Here is a 24,655-nt window from a genome sequence, read left to right as displayed (position 1 = left end):
TTTGTTTTTTCTTTATTTGACTGCTTTTACTTTAGGCAGGATTTTTTGAAGAGGAACATTATGTTCGATGTTCCATGTCAGGCTATTTTCCGGATCGTACTTTTCAAGGAATTGAATGACTTCTTTTGTAATTGGTGTAGGAGTTGAGGCTCCTGCAGTAATCGCTACCTTTTTTACACCTTCAAACCATTTTAGCTTTATTTCGCTTATATCTGATACTCTGTATGCTTTTGTTCCGGCAATTTCTTCAGAAACCTGTGCAAGACGGTTTGAATTGTTGCTCTTCGGATCTCCGACGACAATTGTCAGGTCAGCATCTTTTGCCTGCTCTGCAACAGCTTCCTGCCTTACTTGAGTAGCCAGGCAGATTTCCTGATGATATTCTACATGTGGATACTTTTCTTTCACGCGCTCCATAATGTCATATACATCCCATTGACTCATTGTTGTCTGATTTGTGACGACAATTTTATCATTTTGGAAAGTAAGAGCATCAACATCTTCTTCTGTTTCTACTAAATGGACAATATCTGGTGCTACACCGACAGCTCCTTCTGGTTCTGGATGCGACTTTTTCCCGATGTAGATCACATGATAGCCCAAAGCTTTCTTTTCCCGGATTAAATCATGTGTCTTTGTAACATCAGGGCATGTTGCATCAAGAGTGACAAGGCCTTTTTCAGCAGCGATCTTCCTGACTTCGGGAGAAACTCCGTGAGCTGTAAAAATAACGGTGCCGCTTTCTACTTTTTCCAATATTTCCATACGGTTGCTGCCATCCAAAGTAATAATACCTTCTTCTTCAAAAGCGTCTGTTACGTGTTTATTGTGAACAATCATGCCTAAAATATAGATAGGCCTTGGCAAAGTTTTATCTAAAGCGGCATTCTTTGCAATAACCATGGCATCAACAACACCATAGCAATATCCCCGCGGTGCAATCTTAATAACTTCCATTAAAGGATCCTCCTAGAGAGAAGTTCGAGAGAGAATATAAAAAAGCCAAGAAAAAGGCTTTTGGCTCTCGTAATCTCTTATTATTATAGCGGAGACTGCAGAAGAATACAAAGAAGAATGTCAGATATACAGCTTTGGAGCAGATGCTCCTTTTACAGGAGGTGCTTTCTCGATTTCTTCTTTTACTGTCTTCTTAGGTGAATCAATAACAACTGTGTCTCCATCAGACGGTGCTGAAGCGGAAACGTCGGACGAGGAATTTTCTTCATCTGAACCAGTACTTTCTTCATCGCTTTGCCCTCCGCCTTTTAATTCACTGTATATTTTAATCATGGCAGGCAGATTTCTGACAAGCGGGCCATATTGCTGAACCATGGGCGTGACCTGCTGAGCCATGCCGAGAACTTTCTGTACGTTTCCGAGCATGCTTGATAAATTAGCGGGATTGGCTATTCCCTGCAGACCCTGAGCAGTATTTGCAGCACTTGCAGCACCTTGGCCGCCTCCAGGCAAAAATCTTGAGAGAATGCCTTTGATGCCGCCGCCTCTTCCTATTGCCTGCTGTCCAAACTGCTGTCCGCCAAACCCAGGCGGTCCAAACTGTGATGAAAAAGGTCCCCTTTGCTGCCCAAACGGCTGGAAGGAACGAGTAGGTCTAAATCCCCTTGCTTGCTGATTTCCAAAAGGCTGGTTTGAAAACGGCTGACCGCCCATTTGCATTCTTTGAGGCTGGAATCCTCTAGAAGGCATTGGAGGCATAGGTCTTTGCTGAAACATGATGATCCTCCTTTTAAACTAACGTGTATACTACCTACACAATATGCAGAAGCAGCTGAAAGGTTTGCATGGTTTTAAGAATAGGCGGAATCGATTGGAGTTTTTCTCTCAAATCGTATATAATGTTTTGATGGACAACCGTCTTATTTTTTGGCTGTTATCGCAAGAATTGCTGCCCTTCATAAAAAGATGAATTCGCGCATCCTTTTATTAGGAAACCGTGCTCTTTTCTAATTAAGATGTATAAATGAAAACAGCAACAACTTAAAATGGAGCCTTTTATTAATTTACTCATCAAGGAGATGATGAACATGGAACAAACAAAGTTCAATCAGTTTCCATTTAAGCCTTTTATTATAGATGCTGTCAAAGCGCTGGGTTTTTATGAACCGACTGAAATACAAGCTCGCTTATTCCCTTCACTATTAAAAGGGGAAACAGCTATAGGACAATCACAGACAGGCACAGGGAAAACGCATGCTTATTTATTGCCTCTTATTCAAAGGATTGATCCCTCAAATGAAAACGTACAAGTTGTTATTACTGCCCCTACAAGAGAACTAGCCAATCAAATCTACCAGGATGCTCTGCATGTTCTTAAATTTGCACCGGAAAATGAAACGATTTCTGCTAAATGTTTTATTGGCGGAACAGACAAGCAGCGTACAATTGATAAACTGAAAAGCCAGCCTCAGCTTGTCATCGGCACGCCGGGCAGAATTAAGGATTTAATTGCCGAAAAAGCTCTTTTCGTTCATCAGGCAAAAGCATTAGTTGTTGATGAAGCAGATCTTATGCTTGATATGGGATTCATTGAAGATGTTGATAAAATTGGCGGCAATATGCCTGAAAAACTGCAAATCCTTGTTTTTTCTGCAACTATTCCCGAGAAATTAAAACCTTTCCTGAAAAAATATATGGAAAACCCTAAATTTACTCACGTTGCACCAAAGCAGGCAACTGCCAAGAAAATTAAGCACGTGCTGGTGCCGCTGCGCCACCGTAATAAAACAAATCTTTTATTTGAAATGCTGAAAAACTACAACCCTTATTTAGCTATTGTGTTTACAAACACAAAGAAAAAAGCGGATGAGGTAGCGGACGGGCTGATTGCAAAAGGCCTCAAAGTTGGACGTATTCACGGCGATTTATCACCAAGAGACCGCAAAAAAATGATGAAGCAAATTAATGATCTTGATTATCAGTATGTCGTTGCGACAGATTTGGCTTCAAGAGGCATTGATATTGACGGTGTAAGCCATGTCATCAATTTTGAGCTTCCAAGTGATCTCGATTTTTACATTCACCGTGTTGGACGTACGGGACGTGCAGACTACTCAGGTATTGCAGCGACGATCTATGAGCCGGAAAATGAAGATGCGTTAATCACCCTCGAAAAATTAGGGATAGAATTTGAAAACCAGGATCTCGTTGACGGCGAGTGGAAAAAAGTTGAGGACCGCAAACGCAGACAAAAACGCGTAAGACCTTCAGATGGCGTTGACCAAATGGCGAAAAGCAAGGTTAGAAAGCCAAAAGGTGTAAAACCTGGATACAAAAAGAAATTGACGAGAGAAATGGATGAAATTAAAAAACGTCAAAGAAGATTGAATCAAAAGCGCAAGTAGGAGGAGAATAGATGCTGAAAATAGGATCACATGTATCAATGAGCGGAAAAAAAATGCTGCTGGCTGCAAGTGAGGAAGCAGTATCTTACGGTGCGAATACGTTCATGATCTATACAGGAGCACCTCAGAATACTAGACGTAAAAAGATTGAAGAGCTGAATATTGAAGCAGGACAGGCCCATATGAGGGAAAATGGGATGATTGATATAGTTGTTCATGCACCATATATCATCAATATCGGCAATACAACAAATCCGGCAACCTTTGAACTTGGCGTGCAATTTTTGCGATCTGAAATTGACCGGTCGCACGCTCTTGGAGCAAAACAAATTGTGCTACATCCAGGGGCTCATGTTGGAGCAGGATCAGAAGCAGGCATTAAAAAAATCATCGAAGGACTCAATGAAGTTCTTGATAGAGAAGAAAATGTTCAAATCGCTCTTGAGACAATGGCCGGAAAAGGCTCTGAGTGCGGCCGTTCATTTGAAGAACTCGCACAGATCATTGAGGGTGTCACGCATAATGAGCATCTTTCAGTATGCTTTGATACGTGCCATACACATGATGCAGGATATGATATCATCAATGATTTTGATGGAGTTCTGCAGCAATTTGATTCCATTATCGGTCTGGATCGATTGAAGGTGCTTCATATAAATGACAGCAAAAATATTTCTGGAGCCCGGAAAGACCGTCATGAGAATATCGGATTTGGCCATATCGGATTTAAGGCATTGAATGATATCGTTCATCATCCGCAGCTTGCAGATGTGCCTAAAATTCTTGAAACTCCTTATGTAGGTGAAGATAAGAAAGATAAAAAACCGCCATACCGTTTTGAAATTGAGATGCTGCGGGGGAAAGAATTCAATTCTGATCTGCTGGAACGCATCCGAAATCAGGCATAAAAAAGAAAGCTGTCGGAGAAAATCGACAGCTTTTTAGCCTATAAACTGCTGAAACAATTGGTTCATTTGCTGTGCAGTGGCAGGCGAAGTAATCGCAGCTACCTTCTTTAATAGGCTGATGCGCTCTGAATCATTAAAGATATTAATGTTTCTGCCGCGGATGATTTTCACGATTTCCTGAGCCTGAGCTCTGTTGATTGCAAGGCTGTTCTGTTTAGCAAGCTGAAGCAATCCATCTGTGTCCAATGAATTTAGTTTCTGGTTAACGATCTTTTGAAATAAAATCACGTACATACCTCCCTCACCATTCAATGTATGGTGAAGATTTAGGAAAAGTGCCTATTTTTTTAGTAATCGAATAGGATAAAATTTTTTAGCTTTCTGCACTATTCTTAAATGATAAAAAAGTATAAAATTTCGCGCATTGATGTTTAGCTCCTGCGCGTAAACTCCTCGGTCAGAACGGATCCGCAATTCGGAGCTGAACAAGGCGCCTGCGCTTTTCTTTATGAGAGGGGAATCATTTAAATGACAAAAAAACAGCATAAAAAAGAAAGTACAGGACGATTATTAACAAGACTGATTTTGATTATCATCGGTGCAGCGTTTGCAGCTGTCTCAATTGAACTCTTCCTTATTCCCAATCAGATTATTGATGGGGGAATAATCGGCATATCGCTGATTGTCGACCATATCACACCTGACAGTCTGTCATTCATCAATTTTGGAACACTGGTCGTCATTTTAAATTTGCCGTTTATGTATTATGGCTATAAACAAATAGGTAAAACATTTATGATATCGTCGATTTTTGGTATAGTCTCTCTGGCTATCATAGAAAGCATGCTGCACCATGTTGAACCGTTCACGGCAGAGCCGATTTTAGCAACTGTTTTCGGAGGACTGATCCTTGGTGTGGGTGTAGGGCTGGTCATACGAAACGGCGGTTCAATGGACGGAACAGAAATTTTAGGCATATTGCTTACAAAAAAACTGCCGTTTTCAGTAGGGGAATTTGTCATGTTTATTAACATTTTCATCTTTGCCTGGGCAGCATTTGTATTTGGGGCAGAGCAAGCTATGTATTCGGTGATGGCTTACTATATAGCATTTAAAACGATTGATACTGTCATTCAAGGATTAGACGAAACAAAGGCAGTGATCATTGTTTCTGACTATTATGAAGATGTATCTGATGCCATCCTTCAAAGGCTTGGGCGCGGAACCACAAAATTAAAAGGCAAAGGCGGCTATACAGATGACGAAAAGGAAGTCATCTATGTAGTTGTCACAAGACTCGAAGTGACAAAGCTAAAATCAATTGTTCATGAAATCGATACAAATGCATTTATTACAATAATGAATACACAAGAAACAAAAGGGACAAATTTCAAGTCAGCGATTCATTAAACTTCTTTTAAAAGACTTTAAACATGTTTCTTGCTCTTTTCTATACAATCTTGTATAATCTTTATGTTAAAGATCAGACATTTGTTTCTGATCTTTTTTTACGAATTTAAATCGGAACGATTCTTAAACTAGAAGGTGAAACGAATGAATCAGCCTATTATTGATATCCGTCATTTATCATTCACATATGACCGTACTAAAGTGCTTGAAGATGTTCATTTTAAAGTAAGAGAGGGCGACTTTCTGGGATTAGTCGGACCAAACGGATCGGGGAAGACAACACTGCTGAAATGCCTTCTCGGTCTATTAAAGCCTGATGAGGGAGAAATTTCGCTTTTCGGTGAAGACAGCCGCAAATTTAAAGAGTGGTATAAAATCGGCTTTGTTTCACAAAAAGCTAATAGCTTTAATACAGGCTTTCCGGCATCTGTGTACGAAGTAGTTGCAAGCGGCCTGACATCTAAATTAGGTTTATTTAAAATGCTGAAACCGGCTCATCATCAAAAAGTAAAAGCTGCCATTAAGGCTGTCGGTTTAGAACAGCTGTCAAAACGAAATATCGGTGAACTTTCTGGAGGCCAGCAGCAGCGGACATTTATCGCAAGGGCGCTTGTAAGTGATCCGAAATTGCTTATACTTGATGAGCCGACAGTAGGAGTTGATGCTCAAACAGTTCAGAGCTTCTACGAAATGCTGAAAAATTTAAACACAGAAATGGGAATTACTTTAATTCTTGTCACACATGATGTAGGGACAATTACAGATAAAGTAACACACGTAGCCTGTTTAAATAAACATTTGCATTTCCACGGAAATACACAGGAATTTGAAAGCCTGCAAAACTCTGATATGTCTGACTTTTATGGTCATTCTGTTCATGTATTAACTCACGATCACCATGGTCATGGGGGAAGGTAAAATGATAAATAGTATTCTTAATTATGAATTTTTACAAAATGCATTCCTGGCAGGAATTCTCATCGGCCTGATTGCTCCGCTTCTTGGAGTTTTTGTTGTCGTAAGAAGACTTTCTTTAATAGCTGATGCCCTGAGTCATGTGACTTTAGCAGGAATCGCAGCAAGCTTGCTGCTTGAGAAAAAAGCTGGCATGCCGGGGATAAATCCGATTTATTTAGGAATGGGATTTTCTGTGGCAGGGTCGTTATTTATAGAAAAATTGAGAGTTGTCTATAAGGATTTTCAGGAGCTCGCAATACCGATAATTCTTTCGGCCGGAGTAGGGCTGAGCGTTATTTTTATTTCTCTTGCTGATGGATTTAATACGGATTTATTTAATTATCTTTTCGGAAGTGTCAGTGCGGTAACGAGAACAGATCTTTGGGTGATTTCTGCCATTTCAGTTTTTGTCCTGATTGTTATTTTTGCCTTATATAAGGAACTTTTTTTGCTGTCCTTTGATGAAGAACACGCAGCGGCATCAGGCATTCATTCTAAGTGGATTCACTTTATTTTCATTTTAACGGTAGCACTTGTGATAGCTGCTTCCATGAGAATCGTCGGCATTTTATTAGTATCTTCTCTAATGACGCTGCCGGTTGCAGCAAGTATCCGGATTGCCAAAGGGTTTAAGCAGGCAATATTCTTTTCTGTACTCTTTGGAGAAATCTCTGTTATTATTGGATTAGTGCTGGCTTATCAATTAGATTTAGCTCCTGGAGGCACGATTGTTATGCTTTCAGTCGTCATCCTGATACTGTCGATACTATGGACCAAAATAAAAAGGGGTCAGTAAGATGAATGTTCAAGAAGCTCTACTCCTTATGAAGGAAAAAGGATATAAGTACACAAGTAAACGCGAGGAAATGCTCGAATTATTTGCTCAATCAAATAAATATTTAACAGCAAGAGATGTTCTGGACAAAATGAAGGCTGACTATCCGGGATTAAGCTTTGATACCATTTACCGCAATCTTTCTTTGTTTGCTGAAATGGGTATTCTTGAAACAACAGAGCTCTCAGGAGAAAAGCATTTTCGATTTACATGTTCGACGAATCATCATCACCATCACTTTATTTGCCTGAATTGCGGAAAGACGAAAGAAATTGCCTCGTGCCCAATGGAAAAATTAAAAGAAAATTTAAGCGGATATGAAATCAGCGGACATAAATTTGAGATTTACGGCACTTGTCCTGAGTGCCATGTACTGACAGTTTAAGCTGTATAAAAAAAAGCTTGCGAACGTTGTTTCGCAAGCTTTTTTTATTGTTTTATCGGAGTACTGCACGTTTCTGGTAGGCATTGACCCAATCCCTTGCTTCAAGCCAATTTTTCACACGGATAACTCCGTTTGGGATGGGTTCCTGATTATATGGTGTATTAAATAAAATAACGGGTATGTTAAATTCCTCGCTGATCATGCAGGCATTATCATGCTTGTCTTCAAAAAAAACATCAATATTGTTTTTTTTGACTGCGCCAAGTTTATCATGAGTGCCAATCAATTCAATCTGATGATAAAATACTTCATTGCGCTTGAACCAGTCAAATGTCACATCCTGCAAATGGCTTCTCCGTGCACTGATAAATAAAAGTTTATGGGTTTTCTTCCATTCATCCAGTACTAATTTTGCATCTGGCGCCATAGGTGCTTCTTGGTAAATCAGCGGTTCTTGCTCATCCATCCATTTCCAGAAGTCCTCTTCAGAAATGTTAAGTAATTTAGTTAAATCATATTCCTTAATATCATCAAGCGTAATGTTTATGCCGAATGATTTGTTTAAATATGGAACGAATGTTTCAGGCGAAGTGACGGTTCCATCGATATCAATCCCTAATTGCAGCATCATGTACTCTCTCCCTTGCTGTCTGAACTATACTAGCTAGTGTATCATAATCCGTGCTTACAATCACAGTAATCTTTGACAGTTATACTGAAAGGATGTGCGGCTCATACTATAAATGTTCCTTTACTATATGAATGGAGGGATCATGCATGGCAGATGAGAAACATTATGATTATCACGGAAATATTAAAGAATATGATCTCCGTGAAGATGAAGTTGGCTACAACAGACCAGATATGCGCGATGATTACAAAGAAGAAACAGCGGCTGAAATTGCAGCACCTGCAACATTGAGAAGAGATGCAGACTATGATCGTCATGAAGAAAAGGACGAGACAGTTGATGATGGACGGAGAATGGGCTATTTGGCCATCGTCCTCTCAGTCATTTCATTATTTATTTTCCCTGTTATTTTAGGAGCAGCAGGGATTATTGTAGGGTTTATTGCACGCCGCAGAGGAGCAGAAGGGTTAGGCGGATGGGCGATCGGTATTGGTATCGTCTCATTAATTCTTGGAATATTCATTTTGCCCTTCTTTTAAGGAAATAAAAAACAAGCTTGGCATAAAATGCCAAGCTTGTTTTTATTGGATTTCGGCAGATGCTTTTTCAGCTTCCTGTTTTGCATAATATTCTGCCGCAATTTTATCAATTTCTTTTTTCAATTCTTCAACCATTGTTTCTTCAGGCACTTTTCGGACAATTTGCCCTTTCATGAAAAGAAGTCCTTCTTTTCTTGCACCCGCAATTCCAATGTCAGCTTCCCGTGCTTCTCCAGGTCCATTAACTGCACAGCCTAAAACCGCAACTTTGATTGGAGCCTTAATAGTTGAAATATACTCTTCAACTTCATTTGCGATGCTGATTAAATCAATTTCAATCCGGCCGCAGGTAGGACATGAAATAAGTGTTGCTGCGTTTGAAGACAGTCCAAAAGATTTTAATAACTCTCTTGCAACTTTTACTTCCTCAACTGGATCAGCGCTAAGTGAGATGCGCAGAGTATTTCCGATGCCTTTGCTTAGGATGGCGCCAAGGCCGGCAGCACTCTTAACAGTGCCTGAAAAAAGGGTGCCCGACTCTGTAATGCCTAAGTGAAGCGGATAATCGAAAGCTTTTGCAGCTTTTTCATATGCTTCAATCGCAAGGTTCACATCAGATGCTTTCATCGATACGATAATATCGTGAAAATCCAGATCTTCAAGAATTTTTATATGATGAAGGGCACTTTCAACCATGCCGTCTGCTGTTGGATAACCGTATTTCTCAATAATACGCTTTTCTAATGAACCGGCATTAACCCCAATGCGGATTGGGATACCTTTTTCTTTTGCAGCTTTTACAACGGCTTCAACTTTTTCGCGTCTGCCGATGTTGCCTGGATTGATTCTGATTTTATCTGCTCCGCCCTCAATTGCTTTAAGTGCAAGCTTGTAATCAAAATGAATATCTACAACAAGTGGAATATTAATGCGTTTCTTTATTTCTGCTATAGCATCGGCTGCACGTTCATCCGGACAAGCGACACGAACAATTTGACAGCCTGCTTCTTCTAATCGCAGGATTTCAGCGACCGTAGCTTCCACATCGTGTGTTTTCGTGGTTGTCATACTTTGGATGGCTAATTCATTGTTTCCGCCAATTGTTAAATTACCAACTTTAACAGGACGGGTTTTGGTACGATGTATGATTTCACTCACGTGTAAATCGCTCCTTAAATTAATAATCATGGTTCTATATTATCATGTTAACCATTTTTATCGATCAATGCGAGAAATTGTGCTTTCTCTCACATATTGTAACAGTGTGTGCTTAATATTGACAAGAATTATGAAGCAACTTCTTTTTCATAAAGCGGAAATTTATATGTTTTTCCTACTTGTATCGTGTCAGCTTTTACGCTTGGATTAAGCTTTTCAAAATCTTTTCTGATTTGATCAATCGGGACAGGGAATTGCTTATGAAGCTGCTCGACAATTGTAAGAACGGTTTCTCCCTGATTGATCTTTTTTTCGGTGTAAGGTTTAGAACTTGAAGATATTGTTTCTACAGCAGGGTCATCATTTGCCGCAAGAGGAGGATTTATGGCAATCGTACCGCTGTTCATATCATAGTAGACGATATAGATCAGAAATATAAATAAAATGAAGATCATAAGACGCTTCAACAAAATCATCTCCCAGTAATTTCACGATAGTTATTTTTATGCTTGTCCCATTCGAATATGTCCTTTTTTTAGTGAAAAGAGGTAAAAAGACCTAGATTTCTTCTGAAATATAGGCATATTTTTATTAAATTAATGGTGGCTTTACATTTGCTTAATAATTATTCGGGGAAATTTTCATAGATCTAATGGGAAGGATGAATCAAAATGAAATTAACCGGTGAAATTGCAGGTAATTTAATGTTTGCTTATCTTGTGGAAGAAGAATTAGAATTTTTAGAGTGATTTAACAAAGCATATCCATGTAGAATCATCGATTCCTGAAATAAATTCACTCATGAAAAGCTTTAACCAAATGATGACGCAAATGCAGAAGATGGTAGGCAACATTGACTACAGGAGATTTGTCAGTAACGGGGGAGCAGCTCAGGGAACCCGCTGATGATGTGATCGTACATAATAGTCAGCTTGTTGAGGCGATAAAGATAGTAAGAGCTGGAGCTGTGCAGGCTGAACAGATGCTCGCAGCTTCAGGAGTGCAAATTGCTCAGATGAACAGGACTCACCAAATAGGGCAAAAATTAACGGATTTATCCAGAAATCTTTCAAGTACACAAAAGAATACAAAGTGAGTTAAAAAGCGAACCCCTTGGATGAAGGGGTTCGCTTTTTAAGTGTTTCATTTTTTTCTGGCTGCAGGAATTTCTTTTAAAGCAAGATACAACATGATCAGGTTAACAAACCAGTTAACGAAAATTCCGCTCGGTACGGAAACTTGAAGAAACTCCATGATGAGAAAGAAAACAGTGGCAAGAGTAACAGCATATGCCGACATGACCCAAAGTTGTTTAAAATTAACGTTTCGCTTCAAACTATTTTTAAAAAGAATGCTGACTATAGCTAAAAAGGTAATTTCAATGAATTTAGAAGCTGCTGTAAAAAGGAACAGCATGACAATGACAACACTCAAAACAATGGGAAGTACATTTTCAAATTGAGATGAGTATTGGGATATGTCTTCTTTTGTTAAAGTCATTGTATTCAGCATGGAATAATCATAGCTTTGAGCTTGGCCCGCAACTGCATAAACAAATTCATTTTTTAGAAGGCCAATTCCGTTTTGCTTATTTTCAATCTCGTCAGCTGTAAAGGCCCCAGTTGGATCGAAAACAATAAATAAATCATCTTTTTTAAATTCAAGCGGTTCAGCTGTATCTGAAATTAGGGTGCCTTCCTCTATTTTAAAGTCAGGAAGGTCTTCCTGCAGGGTAGAATCTAATCCTTTCAACAGCCCTGAAATGCCGGTAGACATGTAGATTGCCATGGGGAGAGTCGCAAGCAGGGTTAGTAAAAACACATAAAGAATGGTTTTGCCTATTCCTTGAAATCTAAACATGGAAATCGACTTTGGAGAGTATAAACTTTTAGCAAACTGTTTAAAAATGTTCATTTATGTACACTTCCTTCATTATAATCCAGCTTTCATTTTATACATCTCAGCAGAAAGAAACAAGGCTAAAGGTATAGTGCCTAAATTAATATTAAGAAATTGTAAATTTTTAAGAAAATAAGGCTAAATACCTTTACATATAATCCACAATTCGATAATAATTGGGGAGGTTGTAGAAAGTTGTCGATTAAAGATGCTGGGGGTTGAAATAGGTTGGATTTAGATATACAGAAAATGATATTTGAATTTGTTGGCGGACTGGGAATTTTCTTATTTGGTATTAAATTCATGGGAGACGGTCTGCAAAAATCAGCAGGTGACAGACTTCGGGATGTTCTAGATAAATTTACAACAAATCCAATTATGGGTGTTCTAGCAGGTATATTTGTTACCATCCTCATTCAGTCAAGCAGCGGAACGACTGTTATTACAATAGGTCTCGTCAGTGCAGGCTTTATGAGTTTAAGACAGGCAATTGGGGTGATAATGGGAGCAAACATTGGAACCACTGTCACGGCATTTATTATCGGTATTAATATTTCTGAATACGCGCTTCCTGTCCTATTTGCAGGGTCTGTATTACTTTTCTTTTTTAAAAATAAAAAAATACACAACATCGGTCAAATTATATTTGGTTTTGGAGCTCTTTTCTTCGGATTGGAACTTATGGGCGAAGGCATGCAGCCTTTGCGCTTTTTAGAAGAATTTCAGGAATTAACAATCAGCATGAGCGATAATCCGCTTCTTGGTGTAGTAATTGGAACTGTATTTACAGTAATCGTCCAAAGTTCCAGTGCGACCATTGGAATTCTGCAGGAATTGCATGGCTTGGGGCTAATTGATATTAACGCTGCACTGCCTGTGCTGTTTGGAGATAATATCGGAACGACTATAACTGCAGTCCTTGCTTCAATTGGTGCTTCAGTAGCTGCAAGGCGCGCTGCGTTAACACATGTTCTTTTCAACTTAATAGGTACGGCAATCTTTTTAGTAATCTTGCCTTTATTTACAACTTTTATAGGAATGCTGAAGATGAATTTAGGATTAAATCCAGAAATGACGATTGCATTTGCCCATGGAACCTTCAATGTTACAAATACTATAATCCAGCTGCCGTTTATCGGGGGTCTTGCATACATAGTTACAAAGCTGATTCCCGGAGAAGATGCAATGATGGAATACAAAGCAAAGCATTTAGATCCTCTTTTCATTGAACAATCTTCATCAATAGCACTCGGCCAGGCTAAAGAGGAAATTCTGCGAATGGGACAGTTTGCCGCTTTAGGACTTGAAGAAGCAAATCAATATCTAAAAACCCATCAGCAAAAACATTCAGATACTGCTTATCAAATCGAGGATGCAATAAATAATCTTGACCGCAAAATAACAGATTATCTTGTACTCATTTCAAGAGCAGAAATGTCTGCATATGAATCTGAAGAACACACTGCACTAATGGATGCTCTAAGAGATATTGAGCGCGTGGGTGATCATTTCGAAAATATCGTTGAGCTTGTTGATTATCAATTAGCAAATAAAGTAAAACTGACAGATTCTGCATATGCAGATCTGGAGGAAATGTTTGCATTAACCATTCAAACAATCAAAGATGCCATATCGGCATTAGATGACAAAGACACATCTTTAGCAGCAAGGGTTATGAAGTCTGAAGATCAAATTGATAAAATGGAGCGCATGCTCCGCAAAAAACACATCCTTCGCATTAATGAAGGTAGCTGTACTGGCCAAGCAGGCATTGTGTTTGTAGATATTATCAGCAATCTTGAAAGAATCGGTGATCATTCTGTAAACATTGCAGAGGCAGTTTTAGGCTATCGTAAATAATGTTTAAAAAAGAATGTTTCAGTTATAATGAAAGCAAGGGCTTATGCTCTTGCTTTTTTTACATCAGTTTTATAAGAGATCATGGAATGGTGGTGGATGGCAGTGGAGATTATTTACTGGGCACTGATTATATTAATGTTTATCATTGCATTTGCCGGATTGATCTATCCAATTATACCCAGCGTCATTTTTATAGTTGGAGGATTTCTTCTCTATGGTGCATTTTTTGGCTTTCAGGAATACGGATATCAATTCTGGCTGATTGAAGGTGTGTTTGTTGCGGTTTTATTTGCGGCGGACTATGTGTCAAACTTAATGGGGATCAAACGAGTCGGCGGTAGCAAGGCTGCTATATGGGGAAGTACAATAGGCTTATTGATAGGTCCGTTTCTTATTCCGGTTGCAGGAATTATTATTGGACCATTCCTTGGTGCAGTTATTGCAGAGCTTCTTGTTCATAAAAAGGATATGAAAGAATCAGTTAAAATAGGTCTTGGATCACTGATCGGATTTATATCCGGTGTGTTTGCAAAAACAATCATTCAGCTGATTATGATTGGTTATTTTTTATTCGTGGTTCTATAAAGACGATATATAATGCAAACAAAACATATTTAATGCTTTTAAATTGAAACAATCGGACAATTTTGGTAATCTTAAAGTGACAAGCTTATGAAAGAATAAGCTTCCTATTTACATACAATTTAAGGAGGAGATTTAAATGGCTTACGAACTACCGCAATTGCCTTATGCTTATGATGCATTAGAACCGCATATTGATAAGGAAACAATGAACATTCATCACACAAAACATCATAACACGTATATCACAAACGTAAACTCAGCATTAGAAGGTCACGATGATCTTCTCAGCAAAAGCGTTGAAGAACTAGTATCTAACTTGGATGCAGTTCCTGAAGCAGCACGTACGGCAGTCCGCAATAATGGCGGCGGACATGCAAACCACAGCCTTTTCTGGACAATTCTTTCCCCAAATGGCGGAGGAGCTCCATCTGGTGAGCTTGCTGATAAAATCAACAGCAAATTTGGAAGCTTTGAAACATTCAAAGAAGAATTTGCTAAAGCTGGAGCAACTCGCTTTGGATCTGGCTGGGCTTGGCTGGTTGTCAATAACGGCGAATTAGAAGTAACAAGCACTCCTAATCAGGATTCTCCTTTAATGGAAGGCAAAACTCCTATTCTTGGCCTTGACGTTTGGGAGCATGCATACTACCTGAATTATCAAAACCGCCGCCCGGATTACATTTCTTCATTCTGGAATGTAGTCAATTGGGAAGAAGTTACAAGACGCTACGAAGAAGCGAAGTAATTTTTTTAGCGAATTAAAGGCAGGGGGTCTATTAAGATCTCCTGCTTTTTTCTGTTAAATTTAGGATACATAACTCCACCTCATAAAGACAGACTAATGGTTAGCTAATAAAGGGGAGTTTTAAAGTATGTCAAAGTTGCAAAAATTATTTGGAGATGTAGAAGTCAATAAGGAACTAATCCTTTTGCTGATTATTGGAGGATTATATTCTTTGGGAATCGCCCTATCTAACTCTTTTGTCAATGTATATCTTTGGAAACAGTCCGGCAGTTTTCTGGATTTGGGTATTTATAATTTGTCCATTGTGATCATGCAGCCAGTCACGTTTGTTATTGCGGGAAGATGGGCAAAAAAAATTGATCGTGTAATAGTTTTCAGGCTTGGTGTTGCTTTTTTAGCTGTATTTTATTTATCGGTGCTTTTAATAGGAAATAATGCAGCGAATAATATCATCTTGCTTGGAGGGCTGCTTGGGATTGGATCGGGGTTTTACTGGCTGTCTTTTAATGTGCTTACATTTGAAATTACAGAACCTGAGACAAGAGATTTTTTTAACGGGTTTTTAGGAATCATGTCATCCTCTGCTGGCATGATCGGTCCTATTGTCGCAGGTTTTGTGATCTCAAGATTTGCAGGTGATATTGGGTATAAGTCAATCTTTTCTATTTCACTCGGATTATTTTTTTGTGCCGTTATATTAAGCCTTTTTTTAAAGAGAAGACATGCACACGGCAGGTATTTGCTGCTTGACGTATTGAAGGAAAGAAAACGGAATGTCAATTGGAGAATGATTACAAACGCCCACTTTTTTCAGGGGATTAGGGAAGGAACATTCATTTTCGTCATTGGAGTCCTTGTATTTATTACGACCGGAAGCGAGTTTGCCCTTGGTAAATATGGCCTGATTAACTCTGCTGTAGCCTTTGTTTTTTACTATTTGGCAACACGGCTGATTACAAAGAAAATGAGAAAAAAATCTATTTTAATCGGGGGAATATTATTATATGCTTCCATCTTTTTGCTCTTGTTTGACCTTACATATCCAAAGCTGATTATGTATGCTATTGCAATTGCGATTGCATATCCCATACTGCTGGTTCCTTATATTTCCCTGACTTACGATGTGATTGGACGGTCTTGGAATGCAGCTGAAGCGAGAATTGAATATATCGTCGTAAGAGAAATATTTTTAAACTTGGGCAGAATCTCATCCATTCTTTTATTCATTCTTGCCGTCACTCTCTTTGATGAAAAGCAGAGTATTCCCATTCTACTTGCGGTTATTGGCTCTGGACATAGCTTTATTTATTTGTTTATCCGAAAAGTGACTTTATTGGAATCTAATGAGGCCATAAATGATAACGGTCAAAAAAATATGCCCGAATCGAATCTTGTAGATGGAGAAAACAGTTAGCGCCACATATGACAATCATGTTACAAGTGTCGAATTTGGTAGAAATTTGTCGTTTTTTTTCATAAACTATAACAATAGACACCTTAAAATGGTGTCTATTGTGTTTTTTAAAGAAAATAAGGCGGTGCTATATGTCAAAGAAAAAGAAAAGAACAGTTCAGCTTCGCCTTAATATTTTGTTTTTCCTAGTATTTTTAGTTTTTTCAGGAATGATATTAAGGCTTGGGGTTGTTCAAATTGTATACGGCGAGGATTACCGCAATGAAGTTGAACGGAATGAGGAAGTGAATATCAGCACTTCGGTTCCGAGGGGGAAAATCTTTGACCGGAACTACAATACAATTGTCGATAATAAACCTATTAATGCCATTACATACACCAGGTCGAATACTACGTCACAAGAAGAACGTTTGGAAGTTGCAGCAAAGCTTGCAAAGATTTTTGACCAGGACAGAACGAACTCTAAAGAAGATCAAGAGGAACTGAAACAAGAGTTAGAAAAAATCACTCTCAGGGATAAAAAAGATTATTGGATTTTAACACGTCCAAAAGAAGCAGAAAAGAAAATTACAAAAGCGGATAGACAAAAAGTTCTTGATGGAGTCATGAGCGATGATGACCTCTACGATCTTCAGCTTGAGCGGATAACTGAAAAAGATTTGCAGGAGATTTCAATCGATGAATTAAAAATACTTTCGATAAAAAGAGAAATGGACAGCGGGTATGCATTAACGCCGCAAATTATCAAAAAAGACAATATTTCAGAACAGGAATTTGCCTATATTAGCGAGCATCTGGAAGATTTACCCGGTGTGGATATTACAACAGACTGGGAACGCCATTACGTTTATGACAAAACTTTAAGAACGCTGATTGGAAGCATCTCCTCTTCAGAAGAAGGCATTCCAGAGGATCGTCTGGATTATTTCACATCCCGTGATTACAGCAGAAATGACCGGGTGGGGAAAAGCTATTTAGAGTATCAATATGAGGATATTCTTCAAGGACAAAAAGCAAAAGCCCGCAATATTACTGATAAGTCCGGCAATATTCTTGAAACAGAAATTATATCTGAAGGAAAAAGCGGCAAGGACCTGATCATGACAATCGATGTACAGCTTCAGCAAGAGGTTGAGAAGATTATTGAGGAAGAACTGCTTGCTGCTAAGAAAAAACCTGGAACAGCTTTACTTGACCGCGCATTTGTCGTCATGATGGATCCTAGAAATGGCGAAATGCTGTCAATGGCAGGAAAGCAAATTAAAAAAGACGAAAACGGAAAAATGGTTTTTGAAGATTATGCATTAGGAACAATGACCAGCTCATACACAATGGGATCTGCAGTTAAAGGAGCTACAGTTCTTTCCGGCTTTGAGTCCGGTGTCATTAAACCCGGAACTGTCCAGCTTGATGAACCATTATATATTAAGGGATCTCCTCCCAAAAAATCGTACCGCAATATGGGGAATATTGATGATCTTGAAGCTCTGCAGCGGTCATCCAATGTGTATATGTTCAAAACTGTGATAGCAATGGCAAACGGGGAATACAGAAGAAACAAATCATTGCCCCTTGATACGTCTGCGTTCTCTGTGCTCCGTAATTATTACAGTCAGTTCGGATTAGGGGTAAAAACGGGTATAGACCTTCCTAATGAAGCAACCGGCTTCAAAGGAGAGGACCTGACTCCTGGATTATTGCTTGATTTGTCCATTGGACAATATGATACGTATACGCCGCTGCAAATGGCACAATACGTTTCAACAATAGCAAACGGCGGATACCGCATGAAACCTCAGCTTGTAAAAGAGATCAGAGAGCCGTCGCCTAAAGATAATCTTGGTTCCGTCATTCAATCAATAAACCCTGAAATTTTAAACCGGCTTGATATGAAGAGTGAGTACATTGAGAGGGTACAGGAAGGCTTCAGGCGTGTAATGCAGGAGAAAAATGGAACTGCCTATAGTTATTTTTCAGGGGCAGATTATTTTCCTGCAGGAAAAACAGGGACGGCACAGGCTTTCTATGATGGGCCCAATAAAGACAAATTTCTGTCTCCTACCTACAACTTAACACTTGTTGGATATGCTCCCCACAATAACCCGGAGGTTGCATTTGCTGTAGTAGTGCCATGGGCTTATGATACAGCTAAAAATTCACATCCAATTAATAATCTGATCGGAAGAAGGGTTATGGATAAATACTTTGAGCTGAAAAGCGAACAAAGCAAAGAAGGCATTCAGGAAGGTGTAGGTCAGCCGGAGAATGCAAGGGTGATTGAAGATGAAATGAATAGATAGCCATTCAAATGAAAATAATAAAAGCACTCTATATAGAGTGCTTTTTATTATGTATAAATCATTCTACAAAAGACGACACGATTATTCATACATTTACAAAACCTTAACATTCGATTAAAACCATGTTAACACTTTAGCGTTATTGTATTACTTGTAGGACAAAAACACCACTTTGTAGGGGGAATTAAGAAATATGAAAAGCTTCAAATTTTTAGCCATGACAATTATGATTTCATCATTGCTTGCATTCGCAGCAGCATGTGGAAATGGTGAAAGTTCAGAAGGCAATGGTTCAGAAAATGGATCTTCTGAAGAAGCAGCTCAATTAGAAGGTGAAGTTGGAATCGACGGATCATCAACTGTTGCTCCTATCGGTGAAGCAGTATCTGAAGAATTCGCTATGGAATACAAAGATGTTAAAGCTCCAATCGGCGTATCAGGAACTGGCGGCGGCTTTGAAAAGTTCGTAGCTGGCGAAACAGATATTTCTCAAGCATCACGTCCAATTAAAGATGAAGAAGCTAAAGCAGCGAAAGACGCTGGAATTGAATATACAGAATTACAAGTAGCATTTGACGGTTTATCAGTAGTAGTTAACAAAGAAAATGATTTCATTAAAGAATTAACTGTAGAAGATTTGAAAAAGATCTGGGTTGAAGACGGCAAAGAAAAAATGTGGTCTGACATTAACCCTGAATGGCCTAAAGAAAAAATTACATTATTCTCACCTGGTACTGATTCAGGGACATACGATTACTTCGATGAGGTAATTCTTAACGAAGAGCCTGTTGCTAAAGCAGCTACTCTTTCTGAAGATGACAATGTTTTAGTTAAAGGTGTACAAAGCAATAAAAATGCAATGGGTTACTTTGGTTATGCTTACTACTTGGAAAATAAAGATACATTGAAAGTTGTTCCTATCGTAAATGAAGAGGGAAAAGCCGTTGAACCGACTAATGAATCAGTTGAGACTGGCGAGTACAATCCGCTTTCACGCCCGCTTTACATTTATGTTAATAACGCTTCAATGAAAGAAAAGCCGCAAGTTGCTGAGTTTGTTAAATTCTACCTGGAAAACGCTGGCGCATTATCTGAAGAAGTTGGCTATGTAAGTCTTCCGGAAGAAAAATATACAGAACAGCTTGAAACAATCGAAGGTTTAAAATAATTTCAAAATCTAATAGATGAGAAGCGTAACCGCTTCTCATCTTCCCATGTTTTGGAAAGGGGTTTTCACAATATGGCAACTGAAACTAGCCGCTCTGTCAGTGAACTGATCAGAGAAAAAAAAGAGAAAAAATCTTGGATAAAATATACAGAGAAAATGGTTCCTGCTTTTTTGCTGCTGACGGCAATTATATCCATCCTTACTACGGTAGGAATCTTATTTACACTGATCGTTGAAACATTTACCTTTTTCAGCCAGGTTCCGTTTATTGACTTTATTACACAAAAAGAATGGTATCCATTCTTTGAAAGCGATCCGTCATATGGAATTATTGCGTTAATTTCAGGAACCCTACTTGTAGCTGTAATAGCTATGGTAGTGGCTTTACCGTTAGGATTAGCTTCTGCTATTTATTTGAGTGAATATGCTTCAGATCGAGTCAGAAGAATTATTAAACCGATATTAGAAGTATTAGCTGGAATTCCGACGATTGTTTATGGCTTCTTCGCTCTTACATTTGTGACGCCATTGCTGCAATCAATGATTCCAGACTTAGGATTTTTCAATGCGCTTAGTCCGGGTATTGTTGTAGGAATCATGATTATTCCAATGATTGCATCTCTTTCTGAAGATGCAATGACTTCTGTCCCTAAATCAATGCGGGAAGGTGCCTTGGCACTAGGTTCTACTAAATTCGAGGTAGCGATAAAAGTTGTTCTTCCTGCTGCTGTATCAGGTGTTGTTGCATCATTTGTTTTAGCTATTTCAAGAGCAATCGGAGAAACAATGATTGTTTCTCTTGCAGGCGGAGCTACACCTAAGCTGACATTTGATCCGACAGAATCGATCCAGACGATGACTGCTTATATTGTTCAAGTAAGTTCAGGGGATGCGGGTTATGGCACAACAATCTACTATAGTATATACGCTGTAGGGATGACGCTGTTCCTCTTTACATTACTGATGAATTTACTGGCGCAGTTCATTTCTCGCCGCTTTAGGGAGGAATATTAAAATGAACTACATCAATAAAGACACTGTCGCAAAGAAAATGACGAGCAGATTGGCCGTTAATGGTATCTATAAAGGTATTTTCTTATTAGCGACAAGCTTTGCTCTAATTGTACTGGCGATTCTTTTATATCGGATATTCACTCAAGGATTTAGTTATTTGACTCCGGAATTCTTTCAAAACTTTGCTTCCAGAAGACCTGAGGCATCTGGAATAAAAGCTGCATTAGTAGGTTCCTTGTGGATGATGGCTGTCGTCATTCCAACTGGTTTAATTTTGGGAGTAGGGACGGCACTATATATGGAGGAGTATGCAAAGAAAAATAAATTTACAAACTTCCTGCAAATTAACATTGCCAACCTTGCAGGCGTTCCTTCCATTGTTTTCGGATTATTGGGCTTAACGGTTTTCGTGCGTTTCTTTGACCTCGGAAGAAGCATTCTCGCAGGTGGATTCACCATGTCGCTGCTTGTTCTTCCAGTTATTGTTGTTGCATCACAAGAAGCCATCCGTTCAGTTCCAAAAGAGATGCGCGAAGCATCTTATGGAATGGGTGCTACTAAGTGGCAGACAATTCGTCAAGTTGTTTTGCCTGCTGCTGTACCAGGTATATTAACAGGGAGTATCCTTGCTTTCTCAAGAGCAATTGGCGAAACTGCACCTCTGCTTGTGGTTGGAGCATTTGCCTTTGTAAATTACCTGCCGGAAAGTTTCTTGAGCACATTTACAGTCATACCTATTCAAATATATAACTGGGCTTCAAGGCCTCAGGCTGACTTCCAGAATGTTGCTGCTGCAGGAATTATTGTATTGTTTATTTTCTTGATCGTTATGAACTCAGTTGCCGTGTTAATTCGCAACAAGTTCCAAAAACGCTACTAAGATTTTTTTGATATGGATGAAGGAGGTTTCACATGGAAATGACAAAAATTGTGAAAGAGCGCGAGGAAAACGAAGAATTTGAAACGAATGCAAAAAAAGAAAAAAGCATCGTTTACAAAACAGATAATCTCAACCTTTGGTACGGAAATGATCAGGCATTAAAAAATATTGACCTGGATATCTATGAAAATGAAGTAACGGCGATTATCGGACCGTCTGGCTGCGGAAAGTCTACTTATATTAAAACGCTAAACCGCATGGTTGAGCTGATTCCTACAGTTCGAACATCTGGAAAAATCATCTACCGCGGTAAAAATATCTTTGATAAAGGCTATGGAGTGGAAGATCTGCGCACACGAGTAGGCATGGTATTCCAAAAGCCAAATCCTTTCCCAAAATCAATTTATGACAATGTTGCATACGGTCCAAGAATCCATGGGATCCGTGACAAAAAGACACTTGATGCAATCGTTGAAAAGAGTTTAAAGGGTGCTGCCATCTGGGACGAAGTAAAAGACCGTCTAAAAGAAAATGCTTTCGGGTTATCTGGTGGTCAGCAGCAGCGTCTATGCATCGCCCGCTGTCTTGCAATTGAGCCGGATGTTATCTTAATGGATGAACCTACATCTGCTCTTGATCCAATTTCCACATTAAAAGTGGAAGAGCTTGTTCAGGAATTGAAAAAACAGTACAGCATTGTAATCGTTACTCACAATATGCAGCAGGCTGCACGTATCTCGGATCGGACTGCGTTCTTCTTAAATGGTGAAGTTGTTGAGTATTCAGAAACAGACCGTTTATTCTCAAATCCTTCAGATAAACGAACAGAAGATTACATTACTGGACGTTTCGGATAATGTTTAAAGGAATAAGTCGTGCAGATGATAACTTGCACGACTTATTCCCATATCTTTAGACAATCATCTATAATTATAGAAAATAGATAAAAATTTGGAGGGAACTAAACATGGTGGTTAGAGAGAAATTTGAATACGATTTAAAATTGCTGCGTGATAAATTAAATGAAATTGCACAACTCACTGAGCTGGCTTTAACAGAAGCTATCCAGGCCCTGGAAACTAAAAACGTAGAAGCGGCGCTCGAAATCATTGAAAACGATGAGCGCATTGATGATTTGGATGAGGAAATTAATGATTTAGCTATCCTGCTTATTGCAAAACAGCAGCCAGTTGCGATTGATTTAAGACGTATTATTGTTGCCATTAAAATTTCTAATGATATCGAAAGAATGGCTGACTTTGCAGTTAATATCGCCAAATCAACGATCCGAATAGGTGATGAACCTTTATTCAAACCGATTGAAACAATCAAAAAAATGCATGCGCTTGCTGTAGAAATGCTTTCTCTTTCTGTTAAGGCATATAACGAGGAAGATGTCTTATTAGCTAAGAAGGTTGCTGATATGGACGATCAAGTAGATGATTTATATGGACAAACAATTAAAGAGCTTCTGGAAATCATGCCGGAGCGCAAAGAGCTTATGCAGCAGATTACTCAATTAATGTTTGTCTGCAGATATATTGAGCGTACTGCAGATCATGCAACGAATATTTCTGAAAGTGTCTTATATCTTGTAAAAGGCAGAAGATATGATTTAAATGCATAAGGCCAAAAGAGCTTGTCACCTGGGAGTGACAAGCTCTTCTTTCATTATTTAACAAGTACATTGACAATTTCGCTGAAGCTCATGCCTTTAGTAAGTTCAAAAGTTCCCATGCGCACCTTTGTGTGATAATTCCCATTAATGACAAATTCGTTAAATTCCTTTGCAGAGGCAATGACGCCTTCTTGTTCAAGGATGTCAGAAACATCACCTGTATTCATGCCTTCTACAATTTTCAGCGTGTATTTTTCATTTTGAGGCTTTTCTTCAGGAGGGGCTTCAGCTTGCTTTTGTTTTTCAATCAGCGTTGTTTCTTTAAACGCAATCAGCTCGTCATACTCTTTTGTATCAATCGCTGTCTGGCCATTTTTTATTAAAAATTCTTTAATATCATTTTCGGTAAATTCTTTGTTTACAGGAACAGCTGTTTTTTCATTGCTGTCACCTATGAAATATGTAGCAGCAAGGACAGATGTAGACAAAATCATTCCGGCTGCGAATGATTGAAATCCTTTTTTGCTCATGTTAAGACCCTCTCATTCTTTCTAAGAATGGCTCCGATCTCTTCTTCGCTTAAGTATTCAGATCTTGCAATTGCCTCAGTGGATAAGCCTTGATTATGTTTCAAAATGATGCGCTGCAGCGTCTGAGGGTCAATCGAATCATTATCAGTAAGCTCCAAATCATTTTGAAGAATTTCTTCTTCCAGCACTCTGACTTTTTTCTTCAGCTTGTATATTTCTTGCATCGAAGAAACAGACAGGTGTTCAACTTCCTGTTCAATATCTTTTACGTGATCTCTCTGAAAGAAAGAGATGCCAATTAAAAGAATGCTGACTACAAACAGGGCAATGATCATAATCTCCATATTTATTCACCTTCTAATATTTTTTCCCTTTTTCTTTATATCATAGATTTGATACATTCTAAAGGGTAATATGTAAATTGTCGAAAAATGTCTTAATTCAAGTGATTTTCTCA

General features: G+C 38.7%; 27 protein-coding genes. 18 read left to right on the top strand and 9 right to left on the bottom strand.

Annotated elements, in window-relative coordinates:
- Window positions 1-12: 12 nt before the first annotated feature.
- The gene (locus tag LIT25_18895) at window positions 13-957 is read right to left on the bottom strand and encodes a 4-hydroxy-3-methylbut-2-enyl diphosphate reductase (protein USK32644.1); all 945 of its coding nucleotides are present in this window, start codon (window positions 955-957) and stop codon (window positions 13-15) included.
- A 120-nt stretch (window positions 958-1,077) separates the two neighbouring features.
- Window positions 1,078-1,671, bottom strand: a complete 594-nt coding sequence (locus LIT25_18890; protein USK36333.1) for a YqfQ family protein — start codon at window positions 1,669-1,671, stop codon at window positions 1,078-1,080.
- Between the two features lie 374 nt (window positions 1,672-2,045).
- Here LIT25_18890 and LIT25_18885 point away from each other — a divergent pair, with 374 nt between their 5' ends.
- The gene (locus LIT25_18885) at window positions 2,046-3,362 is read left to right on the top strand and encodes a DEAD/DEAH box helicase (GenBank protein ID USK32643.1); all 1,317 of its coding nucleotides are present in this window, start codon (window positions 2,046-2,048) and stop codon (window positions 3,360-3,362) included.
- 11 nt (window positions 3,363-3,373) lie between these two features.
- Window positions 3,374-4,270 (top strand): deoxyribonuclease IV, encoded by an 897-nt coding sequence (locus tag LIT25_18880; protein ID USK32642.1) that lies wholly within the window; start codon window positions 3,374-3,376, stop codon window positions 4,268-4,270.
- A gap of 33 nt (window positions 4,271-4,303) precedes the next feature.
- Here LIT25_18880 and LIT25_18875 read toward each other — a convergent pair whose 3' ends face one another.
- Window positions 4,304-4,558, bottom strand: a complete 255-nt coding sequence (locus LIT25_18875) for a DUF2624 domain-containing protein (protein ID USK32641.1) — start codon at window positions 4,556-4,558, stop codon at window positions 4,304-4,306.
- A 240-nt stretch (window positions 4,559-4,798) separates the two neighbouring features.
- On the opposite strand from LIT25_18875, the gene LIT25_18870 reads away from it, so the two are divergent.
- The 4 genes from LIT25_18870 to LIT25_18855 all read left to right on the top strand — a co-directional run bounded on the left by LIT25_18870 (window position 4,799) and on the right by LIT25_18855 (window position 7,857).
- Window positions 4,799-5,680 carry a YitT family protein gene (locus LIT25_18870; protein ID USK32640.1) on the top strand — a complete coding sequence of 294 codons (882 nt, stop codon included), beginning with the start codon at window positions 4,799-4,801 and terminating at the stop codon, window positions 5,678-5,680.
- Window positions 5,681-5,824: 144 nt separating this feature from the next.
- Window positions 5,825-6,598, top strand: a complete 774-nt coding sequence (locus LIT25_18865; protein ID USK32639.1) for a metal ABC transporter ATP-binding protein — start codon at window positions 5,825-5,827, stop codon at window positions 6,596-6,598.
- A 1-nt stretch (window position 6,599) separates the two neighbouring features.
- A complete protein-coding gene (locus LIT25_18860) occupies window positions 6,600-7,433 on the top strand; it encodes a metal ABC transporter permease (GenBank protein ID USK32638.1) in 834 nt (277 codons plus the stop codon).
- A gap of 1 nt (window position 7,434) precedes the next feature.
- Window positions 7,435-7,857: a transcriptional repressor gene (locus LIT25_18855; GenBank protein USK32637.1), complete on the top strand. Its 423-nt coding sequence runs from the start codon at window positions 7,435-7,437 to the stop codon at window positions 7,855-7,857.
- 52 nt (window positions 7,858-7,909) lie between these two features.
- On the opposite strand, the gene LIT25_18850 is transcribed toward LIT25_18855, so the two are convergent.
- A complete protein-coding gene (locus LIT25_18850; protein ID USK36332.1) occupies window positions 7,910-8,485 on the bottom strand; it encodes a hypothetical protein in 576 nt (191 codons plus the stop codon).
- 236 nt (window positions 8,486-8,721) lie between these two features.
- On the opposite strand from LIT25_18850, the gene LIT25_18845 reads away from it, so the two are divergent.
- Window positions 8,722-9,027: a hypothetical protein gene (locus LIT25_18845; GenBank protein USK36331.1), complete on the top strand. Its 306-nt coding sequence runs from the start codon at window positions 8,722-8,724 to the stop codon at window positions 9,025-9,027.
- Window positions 9,028-9,069: 42 nt separating this feature from the next.
- Here the strand turns inward: LIT25_18845 and ispG are convergent, their stop codons facing one another.
- Together ispG and LIT25_18835 are read right to left on the bottom strand one after the other, a co-directional pair.
- Window positions 9,070-10,215 carry a flavodoxin-dependent (E)-4-hydroxy-3-methylbut-2-enyl-diphosphate synthase gene (ispG, locus tag LIT25_18840; GenBank protein USK32636.1) on the bottom strand — a complete coding sequence of 382 codons (1,146 nt, stop codon included), beginning with the start codon at window positions 10,213-10,215 and terminating at the stop codon, window positions 9,070-9,072.
- A gap of 98 nt (window positions 10,216-10,313) precedes the next feature.
- Window positions 10,314-10,652 (bottom strand): hypothetical protein, encoded by a 339-nt coding sequence (locus tag LIT25_18835; GenBank protein USK32635.1) that lies wholly within the window; start codon window positions 10,650-10,652, stop codon window positions 10,314-10,316.
- Window positions 10,653-11,038: 386 nt separating this feature from the next.
- Between LIT25_18835 and LIT25_18830 the strand changes: the two genes are divergently transcribed.
- The gene (locus tag LIT25_18830) at window positions 11,039-11,281 is read left to right on the top strand and encodes a hypothetical protein (protein ID USK32634.1); all 243 of its coding nucleotides are present in this window, start codon (window positions 11,039-11,041) and stop codon (window positions 11,279-11,281) included.
- 47 nt (window positions 11,282-11,328) lie between these two features.
- Here the strand turns inward: LIT25_18830 and LIT25_18825 are convergent, their stop codons facing one another.
- Window positions 11,329-12,099, bottom strand: a complete 771-nt coding sequence (locus LIT25_18825; GenBank protein ID USK32633.1) for a DUF1189 domain-containing protein — start codon at window positions 12,097-12,099, stop codon at window positions 11,329-11,331.
- A gap of 213 nt (window positions 12,100-12,312) precedes the next feature.
- Between LIT25_18825 and LIT25_18820 the strand changes: the two genes are divergently transcribed.
- The 10 genes from LIT25_18820 to phoU all read left to right on the top strand — a co-directional run bounded on the left by LIT25_18820 (window position 12,313) and on the right by phoU (window position 23,677).
- Window positions 12,313-13,944: a Na/Pi cotransporter family protein gene (locus tag LIT25_18820; GenBank protein ID USK32632.1), complete on the top strand. Its 1,632-nt coding sequence runs from the start codon at window positions 12,313-12,315 to the stop codon at window positions 13,942-13,944.
- A gap of 102 nt (window positions 13,945-14,046) precedes the next feature.
- Window positions 14,047-14,529 carry a DUF456 domain-containing protein gene (locus LIT25_18815; protein USK36330.1) on the top strand — a complete coding sequence of 161 codons (483 nt, stop codon included), beginning with the start codon at window positions 14,047-14,049 and terminating at the stop codon, window positions 14,527-14,529.
- Between the two features lie 136 nt (window positions 14,530-14,665).
- Window positions 14,666-15,274: a superoxide dismutase SodA gene (gene sodA, locus LIT25_18810; protein ID USK32631.1), complete on the top strand. Its 609-nt coding sequence runs from the start codon at window positions 14,666-14,668 to the stop codon at window positions 15,272-15,274.
- Between the two features lie 127 nt (window positions 15,275-15,401).
- On the top strand, window positions 15,402-16,688 hold the full coding sequence (locus LIT25_18805; GenBank protein ID USK32630.1) for an MFS transporter: 1,287 nt from the start codon (window positions 15,402-15,404) through the stop codon (window positions 16,686-16,688).
- A gap of 131 nt (window positions 16,689-16,819) precedes the next feature.
- Entirely contained in the window at window positions 16,820-18,988 is a 2,169-nt protein-coding gene (locus tag LIT25_18800) for a penicillin-binding protein 2 (GenBank protein ID USK32629.1), read from the top strand.
- A gap of 193 nt (window positions 18,989-19,181) precedes the next feature.
- Window positions 19,182-20,156 (top strand): PstS family phosphate ABC transporter substrate-binding protein, encoded by a 975-nt coding sequence (locus LIT25_18795; GenBank protein USK32628.1) that lies wholly within the window; start codon window positions 19,182-19,184, stop codon window positions 20,154-20,156.
- 72 nt (window positions 20,157-20,228) lie between these two features.
- Window positions 20,229-21,170 (top strand): phosphate ABC transporter permease subunit PstC, encoded by a 942-nt coding sequence (gene pstC / locus LIT25_18790; GenBank protein ID USK32627.1) that lies wholly within the window; start codon window positions 20,229-20,231, stop codon window positions 21,168-21,170.
- 1 nt (window position 21,171) lies between these two features.
- On the top strand, window positions 21,172-22,050 hold the full coding sequence (gene pstA / locus LIT25_18785; protein ID USK32626.1) for a phosphate ABC transporter permease PstA: 879 nt from the start codon (window positions 21,172-21,174) through the stop codon (window positions 22,048-22,050).
- Between the two features lie 32 nt (window positions 22,051-22,082).
- Window positions 22,083-22,907: a phosphate ABC transporter ATP-binding protein PstB gene (gene pstB / locus LIT25_18780; GenBank protein USK32625.1), complete on the top strand. Its 825-nt coding sequence runs from the start codon at window positions 22,083-22,085 to the stop codon at window positions 22,905-22,907.
- Between the two features lie 110 nt (window positions 22,908-23,017).
- The gene (gene phoU, locus LIT25_18775) at window positions 23,018-23,677 is read left to right on the top strand and encodes a phosphate signaling complex protein PhoU (GenBank protein USK32624.1); all 660 of its coding nucleotides are present in this window, start codon (window positions 23,018-23,020) and stop codon (window positions 23,675-23,677) included.
- Between the two features lie 44 nt (window positions 23,678-23,721).
- Here the strand turns inward: phoU and LIT25_18770 are convergent, their stop codons facing one another.
- Both LIT25_18770 and LIT25_18765 read right to left on the bottom strand, forming a co-directional pair.
- A complete protein-coding gene (locus LIT25_18770) occupies window positions 23,722-24,198 on the bottom strand; it encodes a hypothetical protein (GenBank protein USK32623.1) in 477 nt (158 codons plus the stop codon).
- Window positions 24,195-24,542, bottom strand: coding sequence for a hypothetical protein (locus LIT25_18765; GenBank protein ID USK32622.1), 348 nt, complete (start codon window positions 24,540-24,542; stop codon window positions 24,195-24,197). The genes LIT25_18770 and LIT25_18765 overlap by 4 nt, the downstream gene beginning before the upstream one ends.
- Between the last annotated feature and the right edge of the window lie 113 nt (window positions 24,543-24,655).

Source organism: Bacillus sp. F19, from assembly GCA_023823795.1.
Taxonomy (GTDB): domain Bacteria; phylum Bacillota; class Bacilli; order Bacillales; family Bacillaceae; genus Bacillus_P.
The sequence above is the reverse complement of the archived record's forward strand: the minus strand, read 5'-3'. Positions and strand labels throughout refer to the sequence as shown.

Coding starts and splice junctions, on each gene's coding strand:
- ispG (USK32636.1), bottom strand. CDS start 10,215: ATGATTATTAATTTAAGGAGCGATTTACACGTGAGTGAAATCATACAT.
- LIT25_18770 (USK32623.1), bottom strand. CDS start 24,198: ATGAGCAAAAAAGGATTTCAATCATTCGCAGCCGGAATGATTTTGTCT.
- LIT25_18850 (USK36332.1), bottom strand. CDS start 8,485: ATGCTGCAATTAGGGATTGATATCGATGGAACCGTCACTTCGCCTGAA.
- sodA (USK32631.1), top strand. CDS start 14,666: ATGGCTTACGAACTACCGCAATTGCCTTATGCTTATGATGCATTAGAA.
- pstA (USK32626.1), top strand. CDS start 21,172: ATGAACTACATCAATAAAGACACTGTCGCAAAGAAAATGACGAGCAGA.
- LIT25_18765 (USK32622.1), bottom strand. CDS start 24,542: ATGGAGATTATGATCATTGCCCTGTTTGTAGTCAGCATTCTTTTAATT.
- LIT25_18845 (USK36331.1), top strand. CDS start 8,722: ATGCGCGATGATTACAAAGAAGAAACAGCGGCTGAAATTGCAGCACCT.
- LIT25_18855 (USK32637.1), top strand. CDS start 7,435: ATGAATGTTCAAGAAGCTCTACTCCTTATGAAGGAAAAAGGATATAAG.
- LIT25_18880 (USK32642.1), top strand. CDS start 3,374: ATGCTGAAAATAGGATCACATGTATCAATGAGCGGAAAAAAAATGCTG.
- LIT25_18870 (USK32640.1), top strand. CDS start 4,799: ATGACAAAAAAACAGCATAAAAAAGAAAGTACAGGACGATTATTAACA.
- LIT25_18895 (USK32644.1), bottom strand. CDS start 957: ATGGAAGTTATTAAGATTGCACCGCGGGGATATTGCTATGGTGTTGTT.
- pstB (USK32625.1), top strand. CDS start 22,083: ATGGAAATGACAAAAATTGTGAAAGAGCGCGAGGAAAACGAAGAATTT.
- LIT25_18805 (USK32630.1), top strand. CDS start 15,402: ATGTCAAAGTTGCAAAAATTATTTGGAGATGTAGAAGTCAATAAGGAA.
- LIT25_18860 (USK32638.1), top strand. CDS start 6,600: ATGATAAATAGTATTCTTAATTATGAATTTTTACAAAATGCATTCCTG.
- LIT25_18885 (USK32643.1), top strand. CDS start 2,046: ATGGAACAAACAAAGTTCAATCAGTTTCCATTTAAGCCTTTTATTATA.
- phoU (USK32624.1), top strand. CDS start 23,018: ATGGTGGTTAGAGAGAAATTTGAATACGATTTAAAATTGCTGCGTGAT.
- LIT25_18890 (USK36333.1), bottom strand. CDS start 1,671: ATGGGCGGTCAGCCGTTTTCAAACCAGCCTTTTGGAAATCAGCAAGCA.
- LIT25_18800 (USK32629.1), top strand. CDS start 16,820: ATGTCAAAGAAAAAGAAAAGAACAGTTCAGCTTCGCCTTAATATTTTG.
- LIT25_18865 (USK32639.1), top strand. CDS start 5,825: ATGAATCAGCCTATTATTGATATCCGTCATTTATCATTCACATATGAC.
- LIT25_18795 (USK32628.1), top strand. CDS start 19,182: ATGAAAAGCTTCAAATTTTTAGCCATGACAATTATGATTTCATCATTG.
- LIT25_18825 (USK32633.1), bottom strand. CDS start 12,099: ATGAACATTTTTAAACAGTTTGCTAAAAGTTTATACTCTCCAAAGTCG.
- pstC (USK32627.1), top strand. CDS start 20,229: ATGGCAACTGAAACTAGCCGCTCTGTCAGTGAACTGATCAGAGAAAAA.